Below are 22,213 nucleotides of genomic sequence, written 5' to 3'. Positions count from 1 at the left end.
GCCTCACATCTTCTTCCAGTCGCCGATCTGCTCGAAGGCGTGCGCGGCGCGGTAGATGGTGGATTCCTCGAACATCCGGCCGACCAGCATCAGCCCGACGGGCAGGCCATCGACCATGCCGCAAGGCAGCGACATCGCGGGATGATGGGTAATGTCGAACGGCGCGGTGTTGGAGATCATCTCCAAGGCGCGGGCAACGTATTCCTCGCGGCTGGCATTGGGCTCCGGCAGCTTGGTCGCCTTCATCGGCGTGGTCGGCATCAGCAGCAGATCGTAGTCGCCGAACGCCTTGTCGTAGGCCGCGGTCAGCCGCCGCGAGATGTTGAGCGCCTTGCCGTAGAAGCGTGGACCGAAATTGTTGTTGATGTAGGTGCCGAGCATCATGAACAATTTCGTGGTCTCGGACAGCGAATCGGCCTGGCGGCGCCAGCCGCGATGGAAATCCATCAGCGATGTCGAATAGAGATCGCCGCGGGACAGGCCATAGCCGTCGCCGAACATCATGGTCTGGGTCAGGCCTTCGGTGCCGATCGGGGTCCAGATCGCGCCGCCCAGCAGATGCATCGGGATCGACACCGTCTCGACGGTCGCGCCGAGATCCTTGAAGCGCTTTGCCGCCTCGCGCACGCTTTCATTCACCGCGGCCTCGGCGGTCGGCTGCTCAAAGCCCTCCTTGACGATGCCGATCTTCATGCCCTTGACGCCCTGGCCGAGCGCCTTGGTGTACTCCTCGACCTTCGGCGACTTGATGCGCGGATCGTAGCCGTCGTCGCCGGCGAGCACTTCGAGCAGCAGCGCGTTGTCGGCGACCGTCGCCGTCATCGGCCCGGTATGGTCGACATAGATCTCGATCGGCATGATCCCGGTGTAGGGCACGAGGCCCCAGGTCGGCTTCATGCCGTAGATGCCGCAGAACGAGGCGGGCATGCGGATCGAGCCGCCCTGATCGCCGCCGATCGCCATGTCGACCTCGCCCAGCGAGACCACGACGCCCGAGCCCGACGACGACCCGCCGGCCGAGTAGCCCATCTTGTGCGGATTATGCACCGGCCCGTAGGACCCGGTGTGGCTGCCGCCGGACAGGCAGAAGTGCTCGCAATGCACCTTGCCGGCGATCTCGGCGCCGGCATCCAGCATGCGCGTGACGATGGTGGCGTCGAAATCGGGCACATAGCCTTCCAGCGTCGACGAGCCATTCGTCATGGGAACGCCGGCCAGCATGATGTTGTCCTTCAGCGCGACGGTCTTGCCCTTGAGCTTGCCGCTGGCGGCGCCCTTCACGGTCGACTTGCGATACCAGGCGTTGCGCGGGTTCTCTTCACCCGAGGGGCGATAGCCCGGGGTGCGCGGGTATTTCACCTCGGGCAGTTCGTCCGGCATCGCGGCGACGAGATTGTAGGCCTCGATCGAGCCCTGCATCAGGCCACGAAACGAGGTGACGTCATCATCGGTGAGCGAAAGGCCGCATTGCTCGGCGACACTGCGAAGTTGGGCGGGGGTGGGAAGGACAACTGTCACGGCGCTCTCCTCTGAGGCTTCTTGATCCCTGGCGTTGGACGAAAGTCTCGCGGTCGCGCCTGCACAAGCGCGGCCCGTTCGGCTTCGCGGCGATATTACAGACGGAAATATTTTCCTTTTCAAGTATTATTTCGCAAAGCCGCTGCGACGTATCAACAGCCGCCTCTCAAAGCGTCTTGATGATCTTGAAGTCGAGACCGTCGGCTTCAGCGAGGTACATCGGCATCTCGGCGCGCCCGTCGCGAAGAACCACGGGACCGCGGCCCGCCGAGTAAACGGTGTTGCGTGCGGCCTTCAGCAGCGGACGAAAGGCCAGCGAGCCGGCACGGTTGGCCACCGACTCCAGGAACCGCAGCCCTTCATAGTTCGACTGGCCGACCGAGCCGACCGGCGGCGCGTGCGGGCCGAACATGGCCTGATAGCCGCTGAGGAACTCGTCATTGGCACGCGAGGCCATGCAGTTGAAATAGCCGGAGGCGCAGAACAAATTCTCGGTGTTGTCGGCACCGATGCCGAGCAGCACGGTCTCGTCCATCGCGCCCGCAAGCCGCAGCGTCGAGGTCGCAAGGCCGGCTTCCGCGAAGGCGCGGTTGAAGGTGATGCTGTCGGTGCCGATCAGCGAGATCAGCACGACATCGGGCTTGGCGGCGCGGATGCGCGCCAGATGCGGCTCGTGATTGTCCTCGCCGACCGGGACGAATTCCTCGCCGACGACCTGGCCGCCCGCCTCCTTGATGTAGCGCTTCACCGCGCGATGCGACTGCCAGGGCCAGACATAGTCGCTGCCGATCAGGTACCAGCGCGCCGCCTTCTTGACGTCCGCGAGCCAGTGGATCGACGGCCGGCTCTGCCAGCGCGGCGTCTCGCCGATCGCCATCACGCCCGGCGTGCGCTCGCCGCCTTCATAGACGGGAGTGTAGATGTAGGGGATGCGGTTGCCGGTGACCTTGCGCAGGGCAACACGGACGGCGCTGATATGCGAGCCCATGATCAGGTCGACCTCGTCGAAGGCGATCGCCTGCTCGGCGCGTTGCACGACGTCTTCGATCGGGCCGCCGGAATCGTAGATCGAGAGCTCGAGCTCGCGCCCCAATATGCCGCCGCGCTTGTTGATCTCGGCGACCGCCAGCATGGCGCTGTTGGTGGAGGTCGGGCCCCAGATTCCGGGCGAGCCGGTGAAAGTGAGGAAATTGCCGATGCGCAGCTTGTTGCGGGCGCCGCGGCGTTTCATGACGTGAATGTCAAATGGCGACAGGTCGAAATCCGCTGCCGCGGACGACAGATTCCTGAACAGCAAAGACGGTGGCAACGCCGGACCGCCATGAGCCGGGAAGTTTACCGTCGCGCGCACGCCAACTCCTGTCTGGCACCAGACCTGAAAGCACATTGAGCAGGCGGCCGCGGCTTCCGCCCTTTTGTTGTGCAATGATCCTATTTTGAAAATATTGAATATTCAAGAATTGAAGTGCATATAGATGCAGCATTGATTGCAAGACATTCACTCAATTGGGTCAAGACGAAGTCTTAGCCGTGGCAAAACCGTCGAAAGAAAACACCCCGATCACCGAACACCTCGCTTACCTGCTCGCGCAAGCCAACCGGGAGATCAACCGGCAGCTCGAACTGAGGTTGAGCAAGGAAGGCGTGCCGGTCGAGCAGTGGCGCATCCTCAAGGTGCTGTCGGATGGCAACGGCCATTCGATGGGCGAGCTTGCAGGCGCCGTGCTGCTCAACCATCCGACGCTGACCAAGATGATCGACCGCATGGTCTCCGACACGCTGGTCTATCGCGTGCAGGACCCGGGCGACCGCCGCAAGGTGCTGATGTTCATCTCCGACCGCGGCAAGGTGCTGTGCAAAAGGCTCAACTCGCTCGCGGTCGACCAGGAGGAGCACATCCTCGAGAGCTACGGCGACAAGTCGACGAGCGAATTGAAGCGGCTGCTGGAGAGCTTGATCGATAGTTCGAATTAGGACCATACGCTCTCTCAGCACGTCGTCCCGGACCAGCGCGCTTCAGCGCGCGCCGATCCGGGACCCATCACCACAGGGAAATGTTTGGCGAAGATTGGTCGTTACGCGTTTCGTGCGCGGTACGACGACTGCGCGCCTTCGATAGCTTCCGCGGTATGGGTCCCTGCGTTCGCAGGGACGACGACGTGGAGAGATTTCGCGCCACAAACTCAACCGTCATCGCCCGATTTAATCGGGCGATCCAGTATTCCAGAGACTGATGTGGTCGAGCCGAGAGGCCGCGGCGTACTGGGTCGCCCGGTCCTAGTGCGCAATTGCGCACTGGCCGGGCGACGACAGTCGAGAATGAGGCGCTATCGCCGCGCCTCACAAAGACATTCAAGCCTTACGCATACCGCCCGTGGCAGTGCTTGTACTTCTTGCCTGAGCCGCAGGGGCAATCCTCGTTGCGGCCGACCTTGCCCCAGGATGCCGGGTTCTTCGGATCGCGCAACGCTGCATCGCTGGCCTGAGCGCCGAGCGTGACGCTGGCGAGCGCCATTTCATCCTCGCCGGTGTTCGGGTCGAACTTGTGCGCTTCCATCGGCGGCAGCACGGGAGCTTCCTGCTCGGGGGGGACGATCTCGACCCGCATCAGCTGCGCCGTGACGGCCTCGCGCAGATGCGCACTCATCTCCTGGAAGAGGTTGAAGGCTTCGGTCTTGTACTCCTGCAACGGATCGCGCTGGCCGTAACCGCGCAGGCCGATGACCTGGCGCAGATGGTCGAGCATGATCAGATGCTCGCGCCAGAGATGGTCGAGCGTCTGGAGCAGAATGGTCTTCTCGACGTAACGCATCACGTCGGGACCCCATTGCGCGACCTTGGCCGCCATGTGCTCGTCGGCCTTGGTCTCGATGCGCGTCAGCAGCTCCTCGTCGGCGATGCCCTCTTCCTTGGCCCAGTCGTCGACCGGCAGGTCGAGATCGAGCACGCGCTTCAATTCGTCCTTCAGGCCGGCGACGTCCCACTGCTCGGCATAGGCATGCTCGGGCACATGCTTGGCGACGAGGTCGTCGATGAAGGCGTGGCGCATGTCGGTGACGGTTTCGGCGACGCTCTCGTCCTTCATCAGGTCGACGCGCTGGTCGAAGATCACCTTGCGCTGGTCGTTCTGGACGTTGTCGAACTTCAGGAGGTTCTTGCGGATGTCGAAGTTGCGCGCCTCGACCTTCTGCTGCGCCTTCTCCAGAGCCTTGTTGATCCAGGGATGGATGATGGCCTCGCCCTCTTGCAGGCCGAGACGCTGGAGCATGCTGTCGAGGCGATCCGAGCCGAAGATGCGCATCAGATCGTCTTCCAGCGACAGGAAGAATTTCGAGCGGCCGGGATCGCCCTGACGGCCGGAACGGCCGCGCAGCTGATTGTCGATACGGCGGGATTCGTGGCGCTCGGAACCCATGATGTAGAGGCCGCCGGGCTTGGTCACGGTCTTGGCCGGCTTGTTGCCCTTCGCCGGCTCGACCTCGACGATCTCTTCCGCCTTCAGCACGATCTCGCGGAAGCGCTCGACGTCGGCCTTGATCTGCTCGATCTTCCTGGCCTTCTCGGCCTCGTCCTCGATACCTGCGGTCTCCTTCGGGATGCGCATCTCGAGCGAGCCGCCGAGCTTGATGTCGGTACCGCGGCCGGCCATGTTGGTCGCGATCGTGATCGCGCCGGGCACGCCGGCTTCCGCGACGATATAGGCTTCCTGCTCGTGGAAGCGCGCATTCAGCACCGCGAACAGTTTCGCCGGCTTGCCGGCGCGGGCGGCAGCGTAAAGCTTGTCGAGCGCGTTCTCCTTGCCGAAATCGATCTGCTTGTAGCCGTTCTGCTTCAGAAACTCGGCCAGCACTTCCGACTTCTCGATCGACGCCGTGCCGACCAGCACCGGCTGAAGCCGCGAATTAGCCCGCTCGATCTCCGCGAGGATGGCCGCGTATTTTTCCTTGTGGGTGCGATAAACCTCGTCGTCCTCGTCGAGGCGGCCGATCGGCACGTTGGTCGGGATCTCAACCACTTCGAGCTTGTAGATGTCGAACAGCTCGTCGGCTTCGGTCAACGCCGTACCGGTCATGCCGGCGAGCTTCTCGTACATCCGGAAATAGTTCTGGAAGGTGATCGAGGCCAGGGTCTGGTTTTCCGGCTGAACCTGCACGTGCTCCTTGGCTTCCAGCGCCTGGTGCAGACCCTCGGAATAGCGGCGGCCCTGCATCATGCGTCCGGTGAACTCGTCGATGATGACGACCTCGTCGTCGCGGACGATGTAATCCTTGTCGCGCGTGAACAGCGTGTGGGCGCGCAGCGCCTGGTTGATGTGGTGCACGACGGAGACGTTCTCGACGTCGTAGAGCGACTCGCCCTTGAGCTGGCCGGCATCGCGCAGCAGGGTCTCGATCTTCTCCATGCCGGCTTCGGTCAGCGTCACCGTGCGCTGCTTCTCGTCGACCTCGTAGTCGGTCTTGTCGAGCTTGGGCAGGAAGCCGTCGATGGTGTTGTAGAAATCGGAGCGGTCGTCGAGCGGACCGGAGATGATCAGCGGCGTGCGCGCTTCGTCGATCAGGATGGAATCGACCTCGTCGACGATGGCGAAGAAGTGCGGGCGCTGGACCATGTCCTCGAGCCGGTACTTCATGTTGTCGCGCAGATAGTCGAAGCCGTATTCGTTGTTGGTGCCGTAGGTGATGTCGCAGGCATAGGCCGCCTTGCGCTCGGCATCGTCGAGGCCGTGCACGATCACGCCGGTGGTCATGCCGAGGAAGCCGTAGATCTGGCCCATCCAGCCGGAGTCGCGGCGGGCGAGATAGTCGTTGACGGTGACGACGTGGACGCCCTTGCCGGCGAGCGCGTTGAGGTAGACCGCGAGGGTCGCCACCAGCGTCTTGCCTTCGCCGGTCTTCATCTCGGCGATGTCGCCCTCGTGCAGCACCATGCCGCCGATCAGCTGGACGTCGAAATGGCGCTGGCCGAGCGTGCGCTTGGCGGCCTCGCGCACGGTGGCGAAGGCGGGGACCAGCAGGTCGTCCAGCGTCTTGCCCTCGGCGAGCTGTTTCTTGAAGTCGGCGGTGCGGGCCTTGAGCGCCTCGTCGGAGAGCTTCGAGACTTCTCCTTCCAGCGCGTTGATCGCGTTGACGCGGGACTGATATCCCTTCACCCGCCGGTCGTTGGCGGAGCCGAAAAACTTGCGGGCGAGCGCGCCGATCATGCCTGGTTCCTGTGTTCGCGATTCAACCGCGTTGGCCTAAGAAGTTGTCACCCGCCTGCCTATCAACTCACCGTGACGCTTCGCGGCGTCAGAGCCCGGACTGCGGGGGTCATCCGCCATATGGGTGGGAATTGGGCAAGTCTGGGTTCAACGGCCAAAAACGCAGCAAAATAAACGCCATCGCCATGGTCGCGACCGGGCAGAGATATGGCCCGGTCAGGGCCTTGTCAACGGCGGGCGCATTGCGGCTAATTCATCATTTTGACAGACTTTTCGCGTTGCCAAGCCCCCCTGTATTGGGCGAGTGTCCGCCCCGCTCGAGCAGCCCCCTGCTTCAACATAAGGATTTTCCATGACCACCTCGTTCCCGGTAACCACCGGCCAGCGTTTCCGCAGTGCGTCCGCCCTGGCTGGCAGCCTCGCTCTGGCGCTGTCCCTGGCGTTCGCAGGCCCGCTCCGGGCCGCCGACGATCCGGTGCTGGCGAAGGTCAATGGCGCGGAAATCAAGAAGAGCGACGTCGCCATGGCCGAGGAGGAGCTCGGGCCGAGCCTCGCCCAGATGGACCCGGCGACCAAGGACGAGAACGTCCTGTCCTTCCTGATCGACATGAAAATCGTCAGCAAGGCTGCCGAGGACAAGAAGGTTGCCGATAGCGAGGAATTCAAGAAGCGCCTGGCATTCGCCCGCAACCGGCTTCTGATGGACAGCCTGCTCGCCGGCGAGGGCAAGGCCGCCACCACCCCCGACGCCATGAAGAAAGTCTATGAAGAGGCCTCCAAGCAGATCACCGGCGAGCAGGAAGTGCGCGCCCGCCACATCCTGGTCGAGACCGAGGACGAGGCCAAGGCGGTGAAGGCCGAGCTCGACAAGGGCGCCGATTTCGCCGAGTTGGCCAAGAAGAAGTCCAAGGATCCGGGCTCGGCCGACGGCGGCGATCTCGGTTTCTTCACCAAGGAGCAGATGGTGCCGGAATTCTCGGCGATCGCCTTCGCGCTCGAGCCCGGCAAGATCTCCGACCCCGTGAAGTCGCAGTTCGGCTGGCACGTCATCAAGGTCGAGGAAAAGCGCAACCGCAAGGCGCCGGACTTCGAGCAGGTCAAGGCCCAGATCGAGCAGTACGTCACCCGCAAGGCCCAAGCCGACTACGTCGCCAAGCTGCGCACCGAAGCCAAGGTCGAGCGGCTGGACCAGCCGGCGGCGGATGCCAAGCCGGCGGACGCAGCCAAGCCCTCCGACAGCAAGATGGCGCCCCCTGCAAAGAAGTAAGAATTCGCTGTCACTCCGGTGACGTGAAGAGTATCTAAGCCTTTGTGATGCCCGGCCCCAAGCGCGAAGCGCGTCTTCGCACAGAGGGGCCGGGCATCTGCATATTCAGATCCCACCAAGGCGCCCCGCGATGTCCTCCACCGTCTCCCCGCTCGCCCCGAAAACAGTTCCCGACATGCCCACCATTGCGGGCATTCGTCTCGCGACGGCCGAAGCCGGCATCCGCTACAAGAACCGAACCGACGTGTTGCTGGCGGTGATGGACAAGGGCACCGCGGTCGCCGGCGTCTTCACCAAGTCGAAGTGCCCCTCCGCGCCGGTGGAATGGTGCCGCGCCAAGCTGAAGGGTGGCAAGGCGCGCGCGCTGGTGGTCAATTCCGGCAACGCCAATGCCTTCACCGGCAAGACTGGCCGCACCTCCACCGCGCTGACCGCGAAGATTGCCGCCAAGGCGGTCGGATGCAGCGAGGGCGAAATCTTCCTGGCCTCGACCGGCGTGATCGGCGAGCCGCTGGACGCAACCAAGTTCGACGGCGTGCTGGGCCGATTGGCTGAAGCCGCCGAGCCCGGCGACTACCTCGCTGCGGCCAAGGCGATCATGACCACCGACACCTTCCCGAAGGTCGCGACCGCGACAGTCAAGCTCGGCAAGGCCAAGGTCACCATCAACGGCATGGCCAAGGGCGCCGGCATGATCGCCCCCGACATGGCGACGATGCTGTCCTTCATCTTCACCGACGCACCGATCGCGCCCGCGGCCTTGCAGGCGCTGCTCAAGAGCGGCGTCGAGGACACCTTCAACGCGGTGACGATCGACGGCGACACGTCCACGTCGGACACGCTGCTGGCCTTCGCCACCGGCGCTGCCGCCGGGCACGGCGCACCGAAGATCAGCCGCGCCAGCGATCCGCGCCTGAAGGCCTTCGTCAAGGCGTTCAACCAGGTGCTCGCCAATCTTTCTGAACAAGTGGCCCGAGACGGCGAAGGCGCGCGCAAGTTGGTCGAGATCACCGTCGAGGGCGCCAAGACCAAGGCCTCCGCGCGCAAGATCGCGATGTCGATCGCCAACTCGCCGCTGGTCAAGACCGCGATCGCCGGCGAGGACGCCAATTGGGGTCGCGTCGTGATGGCAGTCGGCAAGGCCGGCGAGCCGGCCGATCGCGACAAGCTCTCGATCTCCTTCAACGGCATCCGCGTCGCCAAGAGCGGCGCGCGCGATCCGGATTATGACGAGGCGCAGGTCTCGGAAGCGATGAAGGCCCCGGAGATCGCGATCAAGGTCTCGCTCGGCCTCGGCAAGGGCCGCGACCGCGTGCTGACCTGCGACCTCACCAAGGAATATGTCGCGATCAACGGCGATTACAGGTCGTAGTTTCTCCTACTCTCAGACCGTCATCCTGAGGTGCGAGGGATGGGGCGCGGAGCGCCCCATCGGGAGCCTCGAAGGATGCACGGCCACCGCTAAAGCCGCGTGGAGAGAGCCGGGCCGTCGCCCTTCGAGGGCCGCTGAAGGAGCGGCCACCTCGGGGTGACGGTAAGAGAGCGCGAGAGCCGTGCTTCAAATCACCCTGAAATCCGCGCGTCCGCGACCGCTTTCTTGAACAGCGCGTTCATGGCGTCCGAGATGCCTTGCGTCGGGCTCACCTCGAAATAGAGCCCGGATGACGCGCAGCTCTGCATGTTCTGCGCGATCTCGCTGTTCGGCGACGGCCCGTAGGGGCCGGTATTGAACGGAGCGATCCATTTCATGTACCAGCTGTTGGTGGGCAGCGCGAGGTACGTTGTGTACAGCACGGCAATCTTGACGCCCCGGTCCTTCATCGTCTTGCAGAGCGCAGCATTGAGCGGAGATTGGCACCGCGTGGTGCCGGAGAGCGGTTTCAGGCACCCGGTGTTGCTCTCGTCAGCGACCCCGTCGGAGACGAAGAACAGATATTTGAGCGGGCTGGAGGACGTGCCGGTTCCGGGGGAGCCGATCTCGCCGTTGATCGCAGGGAATATCGCGGTGAATGCCGTGTCTTGGTCGTTATTCTCGTTCTGACCGTTCACCGACATCAGATCGATATTACCCGCCGCCGTCTTGGCGCTGGAGAGAGAGCCCGACAACGAAAACAGATTGCGCAGGCCGAGCGTGCTTGCGGCGCCGCCGAAATCGTAGATCGCCATTCTGAACTGGTTTGAATAGGTCTGGGTCGCACTCGCCGTATCCATCAACGACTGCGTTGCGGTCCGAAGCACGTCGATCCGGGTGGTCACGCCAAGCTTCTTGGCAAGGTCGTAGTAATTGTTCTTGTCCTTGAGGTCGTGGCAGGCGAAAGCGCACTTGTCCGATGTGTTGTTGACCATCGTCTGCACGTCGGTCGGCGTGGCGCCGACACCCATCGAAGGCGAATTGTCCAGCAGCAGGTAGAAATCGATATAGAGCGGCATGCTGGCCGTCGCTTTCGACGTACCGGTCAGCGTCAGCGCGGACTTGCCGATCAGGCCGAGAAACATGGTGTTCATGGTGGCGTTGAACGCAACGGTCGAGGTGACGGTCGATCCGGTTTTGACCACGGTCGGCGTGACGCTGTTGAGAGTGTAGCCGGTCTGATTGGCGCGATTGGCGTCGAAGATGTTCTGGGCGTCGGTGACGCCGACGGAAATCGACCCATCCGACGTCATGGCACCGGCGGCCTTGAAGGCCGGCGATGCCTTGGCGATCGAGCCGACGCTGGCAGCATCGGCCGCGGCCTGAAGCTTGGCCCGGGTCTGCGTCGCGCGCGAGTAGTCGACCGCGCAGCCGACCGCTGTGATCAACGGGACGCAGGCGAGCGCGAAGATCACCGCGATATTGCCGCGCCGGTCTTGGACGAACCGGCGGATGATGGTGGAAAGCGTAGCGCGCATGGCTTGGGCCCGGAGTGGTTTAAGCGTTTCCACTCTAGGAACCGTCGATTAAATATGACTTATGGGAATCTCGGAAACACGGGGCGCAAAGGGTTAATAAACCGTTGCGGATGATCTTCAGCGAGCGACATCACGTATGGCCGATCTGAAACTGACACTGGTTGTGGCTTGCGCGCTGATCGACGCCGACAAGCGCGTCCTGATCGCGCAGCGCCCCGCGGGCAAGACGCTGGCCGGCCTCTGGGAGTTTCCCGGCGGCAAGCTCGAGGTGGGCGAGCGGCCGGAGCAGAGCCTGATCCGCGAGCTGCACGAGGAGCTCGGCATCACCGTCGCCGAGCCGTGCCTGGCCCCACTGACCTTCGCGAGCTACGGGTACGAGACTTTCCACCTCCTGATGCCGCTCTACATCTGCCGGCGCTGGGAGGGACAGGTGACGCCACGCGAAGGCCAGACCCTTGCCTGGGTCCGTGCCAACAAGCTGCGCGACTATCCGATGCCGCCCGCGGACATTCCGCTGATCCCGCATTTGATTGATTTGTTGATGTGAGCACGCTGTGCCCCGGACGCAGCGCAGCGCTCCTTCAGCGATGCGCTGCAGAGCCGGGGCCCACGCTGGCCGCGGAGCTGGGTCCCGGCTCTGCGCAGCAGCGTTTCACGCTGCAGCGCGTCCGGGAGACGCATCACTCCTTCCCCGCCTTCTTCACCGCCTCCGCCAGGCTCGCTTTCGCCGATCCCGGCTTCAGCGGCTGCTGCTGGCTCGCATGCGGGGCCCAGCCGGAGAGCCAGATGATGTCGAAGGTCGCACGGATGCGCCCGTCGGCATCGGCAAAGCGCTCAGTGTAGATCTCGGCCATCCGCAGCAGCGTCGCGCGCCGGCTCGGTGTTCGCCGCCGCTCGATCAGCATATTGGCAGCGCCCATGCGCCGGAGATCCTGCATCAGCGCGAATGCATTGGCGTAGCGCACCACGACGCGGTCGACGTCGGTCACCGGCAGTGCAAAGCCCGCCCGCTGCAGCAGCGCGCCGATGTCGCGCAGATCCGCGAACGGCGCGACGCGCGGCGAAACGCCGCCCTCGCATTCGGCTTCCGCGGCGGCAAAGGCCTGGCGCAGCTCGGTCAGGCTGTCGCCGCCGATCATCGCCGCGAGCAGCAGGCCGTCCGGCCTCAGCGCGCGGCGGATTTGCGCGAGGACGCCCGGCAGGTCGTTGACGAATTGCAGCGCCAGCGCGGAGACGACGAGATCGAGGCTTTCGGGCGCGAAGGGCAGCGTCTCTGAACCCGCAGCATCGAGCGCGATCCGTTGGAGGGAAGGCAGCCGCGCACGCAATTCCGCCAGCCCCTCACCGGGCGTCCAGAGATCGGCCGGGGCGTGAAACTCCCGCATCACCGCAGCCAATCGATCGGACATGTCCTCAGCGACACGATCGAGAAGGAATGTCACCTCGCCCTGCGCCTGCGCGCGCCGCTGCCGCGATTGCAGCAAGGCGCGATCGAACAAAGCAGGCGGGGTTTGCGGGGTCTGGGCCATGCCGCTGGTTACGCTGATCATGCTGGCTCTGGCAATCGCTCTCGTGTCCCGGACGCGCCGCAGCGCTCTTGCGCTGCTGCGCAGAGCCGGGACCCAGAAACCAACACCGGACGATGCCTTGAGATGGGCCCCGGGCTCTGCAGCGCACCGCACCGGACGATGCTTCGCATCGCCGGGGCGCTGCACTGCGTCCGGGGCACGAGAGCGTGGCTTGAGCCCTGAACCTCGGAACGGTAGCCTCCCCTCATGGACGCCGACGCCGCCCCCACCCGTTCCATCGCCGGCCCCTTTCGGGCCGCATGGACGGCCGGCCGTCACGCGCTGTCGCGCGCGGCACGGCTCGCGCTCGACATCGCGCTGCCGACGCAGTGCGTGTCCTGCCGCGAACCGGTCGAGGGCGAGGGCGTTTGCGCTTCGTGCTGGGCGCGGCTGTCGTTCATCGAGCGGCCCTATTGCCCGCGGCTCGGCATTCCCTTCGTCTATGATCCCGGCCCCGACATGCTGTCGATGGAGGCAATCGCGACCCCGCCGGCCTACCAGCGCGCCCGCGCAGCGGTGCGCTATGACGACGTCGCGCGCACGCTGGTGCATGCGCTGAAATACCAGGACCGCACCGATCTGGCGCCCGCCATGGGCCGTTGGATGGCGCGCGCCGGCGGCGAGCTGCTGGCCGGGGCCGACATGCTGGTGCCGGTGCCCCTGCATTGGCGGCGGGCCTGGCGCCGCCGCTACAACCAGTCCGGGGCCCTGGCGCAGATCATCGAACGGCAGAGCGGGGTCAAGGCGAGGGCTGAGGTGCTGCGCCGGGTGCGCGCCACCGAGCAGCAGATCGGCCTGTCGCGGGCCCAGCGCGCCACCAATGTGCAGGGCGCGTTCCAGGTATTCCCCGACCGTCAGGCTGAAGTCCAGGACCGCCGCATTGTCCTGATCGACGACGTCCTGACGTCGGGGGCGACGCTGGATGCCTGCGCGCGGGTCCTGCTCCGGGCCAAAGCCGCCCAGGTCGACGTGCTGGTCTTCGCCCGGGTTGTCGAGACCGGCCCCCGTCCCATATAATTCAATGACTTCATGACATGAGAGCGCCGGACGCCATGACTGCTGCTGTCGAGATCTACACCAGGCCGGGCTGCGGCTATTGTTCCGCGGCGAGGTCCTTGCTGACCCGCAAGAAGGCGACCTTTACCGAATTCGACGTCGCCAAGAACCCCTCCTGGCGGGAGGAGATGTACGACCGCGCCGGTGAGGGCTCGACTTTCCCGCAGATCTGGATCGGTGGAACTCATGTCGGCGGCTGCGACGATCTCTACGCACTCGACCGCGAAGGCAAGCTCGACGGCATGCTGGAAGATGTGAAGGCCAACTCATGAGCGAGAACCGCACGTTTACGGCAGCCATGGTGCAGATGCGCACGGGTCTGATGCCCGGGCCGAGCCTCGAACAGGCCACGAAGCTGATCCGGCGGGCGGCGGCCGATGGCGCCGACTACGTGCAGACGCCCGAAGTCAGCAACATGATGCAGCTGAACCGCAAGGCGTTGTTCGAGCATCTGCAGAGCGAAGAGGACGACACGTCGCTGAAGGCCTACCGGGCGCTCGCGGCGGAACTGAAGATCCATCTCCATGTCGGCTCGCTGGCGCTGCGCTTCTCAGCCGAAAAGGCGGTCAACCGCTCCTTCCTGATCGGGCCCGAGGGCAATGTGCTCGCGAGCTACGACAAGATCCACATGTTCGACATCGAGCTTCCAGACGGCGAGAGCTATCGCGAATCCGCCAATTACCAGCCAGGCGAGACCGCGGTGATCTCCGATTTGCCCTGGGGCCGCGTGGGCTTGACGATCTGCTACGACGTGCGATTCCCCGCGCTCTACCGCGCCCTCGCCGAGAGCGGCGCATACTTCATCACCGTCCCGTCCGCCTTCACCCGCAAGACCGGTGAGGCGCACTGGCACGTGCTGCTGCGTGCGCGCGCGATCGAGACCGGCTGCTTCATCTTCGCCGCAGCGCAGGCAGGCACCCACGAGAACAAGCGCGAGACCTATGGCCATTCGCTGATCATCGATCCCTGGGGCGAGATCCTCGCCGAGGGCGACGTCGAGCCCGGCATCATCATGGCCAGGATCGACCCCGCCAAGGTCGAGACCGCACGCCGCGCGATTCCCTCGCTCCAGCACGGCCGCCGCTTCGGCGTGTCCGATCCCAAGGCCGGGCCGGATCATTTGCACCTCGTGCGAGGATCAGCATGATCCGCTACGCGCTCCATTGCGATCGAAACCACGCGTTCGAGAGCTGGTTCCAGAGCTCGTCGGCCTATGATTCGCAAGTGAAGCGCAAGCTCGTGACCTGCCCGATCTGCGGATCCGCCAAGGTCGACAAGGCGATCATGGCGCCGCGCATCGTCGGCAAGAAGGGCCGTGGGCGCGCGGCGCCACCGCCGGAACCGGCGGCTGCCCCCACGCCCGAGGCAGCACCATCAGGACCGACTTCGCTGATGCTGGCGCAGGAGAAAGAGCTGCGCAGCAAGCTGAAGGAGCTGCGCGATCACATCGTGAAGAACGCCGACAATGTCGGCGAGCGCTTCGCCAATGAAGCCCGCGCGATGCATTACGGCGACAAGGAGCACCGTCCGATCTACGGCGAGGCCTCGCCGGAGGAGGCGAAGTCGCTGATCGACGAGGGCATCGAGGTGTCGCCGCTGCCGACATTGCCGGAAGACCGGAATTAGGCCCCCACCAGCACCGCCACACCGATGATGATCAGCGCGATACCTGCAAGCTCGCGTGGCGCGATCGGCTGCTTGAACGAATAATACGCCACCGCTTGCGCGAACAGCACCTCGATCAGAGCGAGCGTGCGGACATTGGCGGCGGCCGTCAGCGCGAACGCCAGGAACCAGAATTGTGAGGCGAAGGCGCCCATGAAGCCCGCGAGCATCGACGGCTTCCACAGGCCGAGGATCGCCTGCAGCACCTTTGGCGCGCGCCAGAGCAGATAGATCGTCAGCACCAGCGTCTGCACGAACAGGCCGAGCACCAGCGTGAACGAGGCCGAGGTCACGAATGAGACGCCGGGCACGTTGATGATCGCGCCGCGAAAGCCAACCGCAGACAGCGCGAACGCCGCAGCTGCAACGAGGCCGGTGATGGTCGGCTTCAATTCGGCAAAACTCTTCTCGCCGCCGGGCCTGAGCGCGGTGATGACGACGCCGACGGTCGCGATCACGATCGCCAGCACCTTCAGCCAGGTCAGGTGATCGCCAAGGAAGACGAAGCCGAAGATCGCGGTCTGGATCGCCTCGGTCTTCAGATACGCCGTCGTCACCACGAAGGAGCGATCGTTCATGGCAAGCAGCATCAGGCCGGTGGCGACGATCTGGCTGAGTGCACCGAGCAAGAGCCACGGCCAGAACACGGTCGGCGGCATGCCCAGATGATCGCCGGTGACCGCCAGCACCACGCCGAGGAACAGCACCGAAAACGGGAAGCCGAACAGGAAGCGGATATTGGTCGCGCCCCAAGTCCCCAGCGGCTTCGTCAGCGACCGCTGCATCGCATTGCGCGCGACTTGGCCGAGCGCAGCAACGAGGGTGAAGGGAATCCAGAGGCTGGCGATGGTGAGCATGGGGTGGGTGGGGCATTAGCGGGAAATAACTGCGGCCAACCTGCAAGTTGAGGCCAGCGCGGTCAACCGCACGGACGTCATGGGAGCGATGCTCTCGCCACAAACTCGGTGTCGTCCCTGCGCACGCAGGGACCCATAACCCCAGGGAGAAGTTTGGCGAAGGCTGCCAACCCGCGCATCTCACACCGTCCACCACCGATAGATTCCGCGGTATGGGTCCCTGTGTGCGCAGGGACGACAGCGTTTGCTGGCGGCGTCACGCGGTCAACCAAGAGATCGCTGAGGTCACGTCACAAACTCGGTGTCGTCCCTGCGCACGCAGGGACCCATAACCCCAGGGAGAAGTTTTGTGAAGGCTGCCAGCCTGCGCATCCAACACCGCACCCACCGATAGATCACGCGGTATGGGTCCCTGCGTGCGCAGGGACGACAGCATTTTCTGGGCCGCGTCACACCGTCAAACCAACAGATCACTTAGATCCCGCCACTCGGGATTATCGCGCTCGATCAGCTCGATCTTCCAGTCGCGCTTCCAGCGCTTGAGCTGTTTTTCGCGGGCAATCGCCTCGTCCGCCCGCTCATACGCCTCGGTGTAGACAAGCCGATACACCCCGTATCGCTTGACGAACTCCGAGCCCTTGCCGGCGCGGTGCTCTTCAAGGCGCTTCTGGAGCGAGTTGGTGATGCCGATGTAGAGTGTTCCGTGATGGCGGCTGGCGAGGATGTAGACGTGGTACATGCTCGGAGCGCCGGTGTTGGCTAATTACTGAGGCCGGTGGTTATGGGTCCCTGCTTTCGCAGGGACGACACCGCCCGCGAATGACCAGTTCGGAACATCACACCATCCCTTCCGCCACCACCATGTAGTTCACGTCCATGTCGGACGAGAGAGTCCATTTGTCGGCGAAGGGTGAGTAGACCACGCCGGTCTGCTCGGTGATGACGAGGCGATTGTCGAGCAGGTATTTTGTCAGCTCGTCGGGGGTGACGAACTTATTCCATTCGTGGGTGCCGCGCGGCAGCCAGCGCAGGACGTATTCGGCGCCGACGATGGCGAGCGCGAAGCTCTTCCAGTTGCGGTTCAGCGTCGAGACCACCATGAGGCCGTTCGGCTTCAGCATCGCCGCGCAGCGCTTCAGGAAGACGCCAACGTCGACGACGTGCTCGACCACTTCCATCGCCAGCACGATGTCGAAGCGCTCGCGCGGGTCGATCTCCTCCACCGTGGTGCAGCGGTAGTCGATCGCAAGATGGCCCTTGTCGGCGTGCAGCTTGGCCGCGGCGATGTTGCTCTGGGAAGGGTCGACGCCGATGACCTGCGCTCCGAGCCGCGACAGCGGCTCGCACAACAGGCCGGCGCCGCAGCCGATATCGAGCACGCGAAGCCCGCCGAGGCAGTTGAGGCTGCGCACGTTGCGCTCGAACTTGCGGCAGGCGGCATCGCGGATGTAGCCGAGCCGCAGCGGGTTGATCCGGTGCAGCGGCGCCATCTTGCCGTTGGGGTCCCACCACTCCGCTGAGAGCTTCGAGAACTTTGCGATCTCGGCGGCGTCGACGGTCGAACCCGGCTGCGGGCTGGCGGAGAGGGAAGTATTTTGCTGCATGCTCATGGTTACGCGCGGTCCTACCGCGTGGTGATCGAACTACGGAAGGCGAGCGGCGAGGCGATGGTCCGGATGGTTTCGCGACCTTCGCCGACGCCGTTGATGGTCACGTCGCCGTAGTTGAGAATACGTCCAAGAATCGTCTGATTGACATCGACGCTCTCGACCTTGTCCAGCGCCATCTCGAAGGTGCGGCGCTTGATGAAGCCGGTCTTGTGCACAATCCTGAGGTTGGTGACGTCGGTCTCGGTGGTGAAGCGGTGGAACCAGCCCTTCACGGTCCAGAACAGGGCCGCCAGAGCCACCACGCCCGAGGCGATGAGACAGAGAATCAGGAGCCCATTGACCGTGGTCTGCCCTGACAGGACGAACAGGGCGAAAGCCGCGATCCAGGCCAGGATGGCCGGAAAATAGAAAATCCAGTGCGCATTGGTCGAATACAGCACCCGCTCGCCGGGCTGCAGGATTTCGTCAATATAGCGCGCCATAACCTCTGATAACCCATTGCCCGGATTGGCCGCAGCAGGAACCCGCTTGCCCCCGGCCCCGCCCCTCTGTATACGCGCGGTCGGGTCCGCGGCATCGCCTCGCGCGGGTCACCATACTTATCCTTATGAGGGAATGCACGCGTCGTCATGAGCCGCCTCGTGATGAAATTCGGCGGCACATCCGTCGCCAACATCGAACGTATCCGCAACGTCGCACGCCACGTGAAGCGTGAAGTCGACGCCGGCCATGAAGTGGCCGTGGTCGTCTCGGCGATGTCCGGCAAAACCAACGAGCTGGTGGCCTGGTGCACCGAGGCCTCGCCGATGCACGACGCGCGCGAATACGACGCCGTCGTCGCCTCCGGCGAACAGGTGACATCCGGCCTGCTCGCCATCGTGCTTCAGGGCATGGGCATCCAGGCCCGCTCCTGGCAGGGCTGGCAGATCCCGATCAAGACCAGCGACGCCCACGCCTCGGCCCGGATCGAGGACATCGACGGCAGCGAGATCATCAGCCGTTTCAAGGATCGCAAGGAAGTCGCGGTCATCGCCGGCTTCCAGGGCATCGACCCGAAGACCAATCGCATCACCACGCTCGGCCGCGGCGGCTCCGACACCTCGGCCGTGGCGATCGCCGCCGCCGTCAAGGCCGACCGCTGCGACATCTACACCGACGTCGACGGCGTCTACACAACCGATCCGCGAATCGTGCCGAAGGCCAAGCGGCTCGACAAGATCGCATTCGAAGACATGCTGGAACTGGCCTCCCAGGGCGCAAAAGTGCTCCAGGTCCGCTCGGTGGAACTCGGCATGGTCCAAAACATGCCGATCTTTGTCCGCTCGAGCTTCGACAAGCCCGAGGATATCGACCCGCATGCCAACCAGCCGCCCGGCACGCTGATCTGCAGCGAGGAGGAGATCATGGAAAGCCACGTCGTCACTGGTATCGCCTTCTCCAAGGACGAGGCTCAGATCTCGGTGCGCCAGATCGAGGATAAGCCGGGCGTTGCCGCCTCGATCTTCGGCCCGCTGGCGGATGCCAACATCAACGTCGACATGATCGTGCAGAACGTCTCCGAGGACGGCAAGACGACCGACCTCACCTTCACGGTGCCGGCGGCCGACTATACCCGCGCCAAGGACACGATTACCGCCGCCAAGGGCAAGATCGGCTATGCGCGGCTCGATACCGCCACCGACGTCGCCAAGATCTCGGTGATCGGCAGCGGCATGCGCAGCCATGCTGGCGTCGCCGCCCAGGCATTCTCGGCCCTCGCCGGGCGGAATATCAACATCCGGGCCATTACAACCTCCGAGATCAAATTCTCGGTTTTGATCGACACCGCCTATACCGAGCTTGCGGTGCGCACCCTGCACACGCTCTACGGTCTCGATCAGGCCTGAAACGCGACCATCGTCGCGGCTTCAGGTTGTTGTTTGAGCATGGTCTTACCGGAAAAGCGTTTCGCACTTTTCCGGACCATGCCTGGACTAATTTTCTCTTAGCGGTCGCAGCAAACGCGAAGGTGTACACACCTTCGCGTTTGGCAGGCGTTTTGCTTGGCAAAACAAGCCTCAATTCGCTATACGGCGAACAGGGTGGGCTGCCGCAGACTGTGTCCCAGTTCAGGGCGGTGCTGACTCGGTGCAAGCGCTAAATCTCAAGTGGATTTTGGGCTTGTGCCGGCGCCGGACAAACAAATTGGTTGTTTTTCTGGAATTTTAGGCCAGCCGCCGGCCGATACCGCCGGGCCGGGCAGACGGAGGAGATTGACGGGACATGCGGAGCGCGTCGGGAGGTCCCCGCGTCTTGTTGAGACGGCTCCGCGAAACCATGGCGGAGCAGGTCTCGGCCCAGGAGCGGCTGGACAAGATCGTGGTGCTGATCGCCGCCAACATGGTGGCCGAGGTGTGCTCGGTCTATGTGCTGCGCATCGACAACACGCTGGAGCTCTACGCCACCGAAGGCCTCAACCGCGAGGCAGTGCATCACACCGTGCTGAGCGCCCATGAGGGCCTGGTCGGCCTCGTCGCCAGCGAGGCGACGCCGCTCAACCTGAGCGATGCGCAGACCCACCCGGCCTTCTCGTTCCGTCCGGAGACCGGCGAAGAAATCTACCACTCCTTCCTCGGCGTGCCGATCCTGCGGGCCGGCAACACGCTCGGCGTGCTGGTGGTGCAGAACCGCGCCAAGCGCAACTATGTCGAGGAGGAACTCGAGGCGCTGCAGACCACCGCCATGGTGCTGGCGGAGCTGATCGCCTCCGGCGAGCTGTCCGCGCTGGCCCAGCCGGGGCTGGAGCCGGCCGCGCGCCATTCCGCGCAGAAGGTCGGCGCGATCCTGTCGGAGGGCATCGCGCTCGGCCATGTCGTGCTGCACGAGCCGCGCGTCGTCATCAAGGACTACATCGCCGAGGACCTGCCCAAGGAAATCAAGCGGCTCGACACCGCGCTCGCCAAGCTCCGCGCCGATCTCGACCGCATGCTGGAGCGCGGCGACGTCGCCGAGGGCGGCGAGCATCGCGAGGTGCTGGAAGCCTACCGCATGTTCGCCAACGACCAGGGCTGGTCGCACAAGCTGCACGAGGCGGTCGCCACCGGCCTGACTGCGGAAGCCGCGGTCGAGCGCGTGCAGTCTGACACCCGCGCGCGCATGCTGCGCTCGACCGACCCCTATCTGCGCGACCGGCTGCACGACCTCGAGGATCTCGGCTACCGCCTGATGCGGCAGCTGGTCGGCCAGGACCACGCACCCTCGCGCGAGCAACTGCCCGACAACGCCATCGTCATCGCCCGCGCGATGGGCCCGGCGGCGCTGCTCGACTACGACCGCAAGCGCCTGCGCGGCATCGTGCTGGAGGAAGGCACCGCCAACTCCCACGTCTCGATCGTGGCGCGCGCGCTCGGCATCCCCGCCGTCGGCGAGGTGCCGAACGCGCCCGGCATTGCCGATCCCGGCGATGCCATCATCGTCGACGGCACCTCCGGTTCGATCTATGTGCGCCCCTCGCAGGAAGTCGAGGCGGCCTTCGCCGAGCGCGTGCGCTTCCGCGCCCGCCGCCAGGCGCAATATCTGGCGCTGCGCGACCTGCCCTGCATCACCAGGGACGGCCAGAAGGTCGAGCTGATGATCAACGCAGGCCTTGCCATCGACCTGCCGCATATCGAGGACACCGGCAGCGCCGGCATCGGCCTGTTCCGCACCGAGCTGCAATTCATGGTCGGCCAGAGCCTGCCGCGCACCAGCGACCAGCTGGCGCTCTACCGCACCGTGCTGGATGCGGCCGGCACCAAGCCCGTCACCTTCCGCACCCTCGACATCGGCGGCGACAAGGCGCTGCCCTATATGGAAGCGGTGATCGAGGAAAATCCCGCGCTCGGCTGGCGCGCGATCCGGCTCGGGCTGGATCGTCCCGGCCTGCTGCGCGGCCAGATCCGCGCGCTGCTGCGCGCCGGTGGCGGCCGCGCGCTGCGCATCATGTTCCCGATGATCTCGGAGGTCGGAGAATTCGATTCGGCGAAGGCGCTGGTCGAACGCGAGCTGACTTATCTGCGCCAGCACGGCCATACGCTGCCGGAGCGCATCGACATCGGCACCATGGTCGAAGTCCCCGCGCTGCTCTATCAGCTCGACGAGCTCTTGAAGAAGGTCGACTTCATCTCGGTCGGCTCCAACGATTTGTTCCAGTTCCTGTTCGCGGTCGACCGCGGCAATGCCAAGGTCTCCGAGCGCTTCGACACCATGTCGGCGCCGATCCTGCGCGCGCTGCGCGAGATCGCGCGCAAGTCGCAGGCGGCGCAGAAGTCACTCTCCCTTTGCGGCGAGATGGCGTCCAAGCCGCTTGGCGCACTGGCGCTGATTGCGCTGGGCTACCGCTCGCTGTCGCTGTCGGCAACCGCGCTCGGCCCCGTCAAGGCCATGGTCATCGACCTCGATGCCAAGAAGGCCGAAGCCATGCTCGGTCCGCTCCTGGACGCGCCGGCGGGCAGCGTCTCGATCCGGCAGAAGCTGACGGAATTTGCCGAGGCCGAAGGCTTGGCGTTGTAGCGAGCCTGTCGCCGCTCCCTGCCGCCTCGCCTCCTTCCGCCATTTGAGACTGA

Annotated in this window: 20 protein-coding genes; 10 read left to right on the top strand and 10 right to left on the bottom strand. The window is 64.5% G+C overall.

The window, feature by feature from the left end:
• Positions 1-3: 3 nt before the first annotated feature.
• From RAD04_RS30440 to RAD04_RS30430, 3 genes are all read right to left on the bottom strand, one after another.
• On the bottom strand, positions 4-1,518 hold the full coding sequence (locus RAD04_RS30440) for an amidase (RefSeq protein ID WP_461626752.1): 1,515 nt from the start codon (positions 1,516-1,518) through the stop codon (positions 4-6).
• Positions 1,519-1,684: 166 nt separating this feature from the next.
• Positions 1,685-2,869, bottom strand: a complete 1,185-nt coding sequence (locus RAD04_RS30435; RefSeq protein ID WP_165637814.1) for a substrate-binding domain-containing protein — start codon at positions 2,867-2,869, stop codon at positions 1,685-1,687.
• Positions 2,760-3,011, bottom strand: coding sequence for a hypothetical protein (locus RAD04_RS30430; protein ID WP_461626805.1), 252 nt, complete (start codon positions 3,009-3,011; stop codon positions 2,760-2,762). The genes RAD04_RS30435 and RAD04_RS30430 overlap by 110 nt, the downstream gene beginning before the upstream one ends.
• Before the next feature lie 37 nt (positions 3,012-3,048).
• On the opposite strand from RAD04_RS30430, the gene RAD04_RS30425 reads away from it, so the two are divergent.
• A complete protein-coding gene (locus RAD04_RS30425) occupies positions 3,049-3,492 on the top strand; it encodes a MarR family winged helix-turn-helix transcriptional regulator (protein ID WP_461626751.1) in 444 nt (147 codons plus the stop codon).
• A 385-nt stretch (positions 3,493-3,877) separates the two neighbouring features.
• Here RAD04_RS30425 and secA read toward each other — a convergent pair whose 3' ends face one another.
• Positions 3,878-6,718: a preprotein translocase subunit SecA gene (secA, locus tag RAD04_RS30420; RefSeq protein ID WP_461626750.1), complete on the bottom strand. Its 2,841-nt coding sequence runs from the start codon at positions 6,716-6,718 to the stop codon at positions 3,878-3,880.
• A 352-nt stretch (positions 6,719-7,070) separates the two neighbouring features.
• Here secA and RAD04_RS30415 point away from each other — a divergent pair, with 352 nt between their 5' ends.
• Positions 7,071-7,985, top strand: a complete 915-nt coding sequence (locus tag RAD04_RS30415) for a peptidylprolyl isomerase (RefSeq protein ID WP_018320555.1) — start codon at positions 7,071-7,073, stop codon at positions 7,983-7,985.
• 130 nt (positions 7,986-8,115) lie between these two features.
• The gene (gene argJ, locus RAD04_RS30410; RefSeq protein ID WP_461626749.1) at positions 8,116-9,357 is read left to right on the top strand and encodes a bifunctional glutamate N-acetyltransferase/amino-acid acetyltransferase ArgJ; all 1,242 of its coding nucleotides are present in this window, start codon (positions 8,116-8,118) and stop codon (positions 9,355-9,357) included.
• 191 nt (positions 9,358-9,548) lie between these two features.
• On the opposite strand, the gene RAD04_RS30405 is transcribed toward argJ, so the two are convergent.
• Positions 9,549-10,874, bottom strand: a complete 1,326-nt coding sequence (locus RAD04_RS30405) for a TadE/TadG family type IV pilus assembly protein (RefSeq protein WP_461626748.1) — start codon at positions 10,872-10,874, stop codon at positions 9,549-9,551.
• A 136-nt stretch (positions 10,875-11,010) separates the two neighbouring features.
• On the opposite strand from RAD04_RS30405, the gene mutT reads away from it, so the two are divergent.
• Entirely contained in the window at positions 11,011-11,421 is a 411-nt protein-coding gene (mutT, locus tag RAD04_RS30400) for an 8-oxo-dGTP diphosphatase MutT (protein ID WP_018320552.1), read from the top strand.
• A gap of 133 nt (positions 11,422-11,554) precedes the next feature.
• Here mutT and RAD04_RS30395 read toward each other — a convergent pair whose 3' ends face one another.
• Complete coding sequence (locus tag RAD04_RS30395) at positions 11,555-12,424, bottom strand: methyltransferase domain-containing protein (protein ID WP_461626747.1); 870 nt, start codon at positions 12,422-12,424, stop codon at positions 11,555-11,557.
• Positions 12,425-12,649: 225 nt separating this feature from the next.
• Here RAD04_RS30395 and RAD04_RS30390 point away from each other — a divergent pair, with 225 nt between their 5' ends.
• From RAD04_RS30390 to RAD04_RS30375, 4 genes are read left to right on the top strand one after another with little or no spacing between them, the layout of a single operon-like run.
• Positions 12,650-13,459 (top strand): ComF family protein, encoded by an 810-nt coding sequence (locus tag RAD04_RS30390; RefSeq protein WP_461626746.1) that lies wholly within the window; start codon positions 12,650-12,652, stop codon positions 13,457-13,459.
• Positions 13,460-13,494: 35 nt separating this feature from the next.
• Positions 13,495-13,770 (top strand): glutaredoxin 3, encoded by a 276-nt coding sequence (gene grxC, locus RAD04_RS30385; protein ID WP_461626745.1) that lies wholly within the window; start codon positions 13,495-13,497, stop codon positions 13,768-13,770.
• Positions 13,767-14,645: a carbon-nitrogen hydrolase family protein gene (locus RAD04_RS30380; RefSeq protein ID WP_461626744.1), complete on the top strand. Its 879-nt coding sequence runs from the start codon at positions 13,767-13,769 to the stop codon at positions 14,643-14,645. The genes grxC and RAD04_RS30380 overlap by 4 nt, the downstream gene beginning before the upstream one ends.
• Positions 14,642-15,124, top strand: a complete 483-nt coding sequence (locus RAD04_RS30375) for a DUF1178 family protein (RefSeq protein ID WP_461626743.1) — start codon at positions 14,642-14,644, stop codon at positions 15,122-15,124. Before RAD04_RS30380 ends, RAD04_RS30375 begins: the two co-directional genes overlap by 4 nt.
• Here the strand turns inward: RAD04_RS30375 and RAD04_RS30370 are convergent.
• The 4 genes from RAD04_RS30370 to RAD04_RS30355 all read right to left on the bottom strand — a co-directional run bounded on the left by RAD04_RS30370 (position 15,121) and on the right by RAD04_RS30355 (position 18,112).
• Positions 15,121-16,020 (bottom strand): EamA family transporter, encoded by a 900-nt coding sequence (locus RAD04_RS30370; protein ID WP_461626742.1) that lies wholly within the window; start codon positions 16,018-16,020, stop codon positions 15,121-15,123. The two genes, RAD04_RS30375 and RAD04_RS30370, sit on opposite strands and share 4 nt — an antisense overlap.
• Before the next feature lie 457 nt (positions 16,021-16,477).
• Positions 16,478-16,759, bottom strand: coding sequence for a GIY-YIG nuclease family protein (locus RAD04_RS30365; protein ID WP_461626741.1), 282 nt, complete (start codon positions 16,757-16,759; stop codon positions 16,478-16,480).
• Between the two features lie 97 nt (positions 16,760-16,856).
• Complete coding sequence (gene ubiG / locus RAD04_RS30360) at positions 16,857-17,630, bottom strand: bifunctional 2-polyprenyl-6-hydroxyphenol methylase/3-demethylubiquinol 3-O-methyltransferase UbiG (RefSeq protein ID WP_161966326.1); 774 nt, start codon at positions 17,628-17,630, stop codon at positions 16,857-16,859.
• Positions 17,631-17,644: 14 nt separating this feature from the next.
• A complete protein-coding gene (locus RAD04_RS30355; protein WP_018320543.1) occupies positions 17,645-18,112 on the bottom strand; it encodes a PH domain-containing protein in 468 nt (155 codons plus the stop codon).
• 147 nt (positions 18,113-18,259) lie between these two features.
• Between RAD04_RS30355 and RAD04_RS30350 the strand changes: the two genes are divergently transcribed.
• Both RAD04_RS30350 and ptsP read left to right on the top strand, forming a co-directional pair.
• The gene (locus RAD04_RS30350; protein WP_461626740.1) at positions 18,260-19,516 is read left to right on the top strand and encodes an aspartate kinase; all 1,257 of its coding nucleotides are present in this window, start codon (positions 18,260-18,262) and stop codon (positions 19,514-19,516) included.
• A 376-nt stretch (positions 19,517-19,892) separates the two neighbouring features.
• On the top strand, positions 19,893-22,160 hold the full coding sequence (ptsP, locus tag RAD04_RS30345) for a phosphoenolpyruvate--protein phosphotransferase (protein ID WP_461626739.1): 2,268 nt from the start codon (positions 19,893-19,895) through the stop codon (positions 22,158-22,160).
• Positions 22,161-22,213 lie beyond the last annotated feature (53 nt).

The organism is Bradyrhizobium sp. 25ACV, assembly GCF_054863005.1.
The sequence above is the reverse complement of the archived record's forward strand: the minus strand, read 5'-3'. Positions and strand labels throughout refer to the sequence as shown.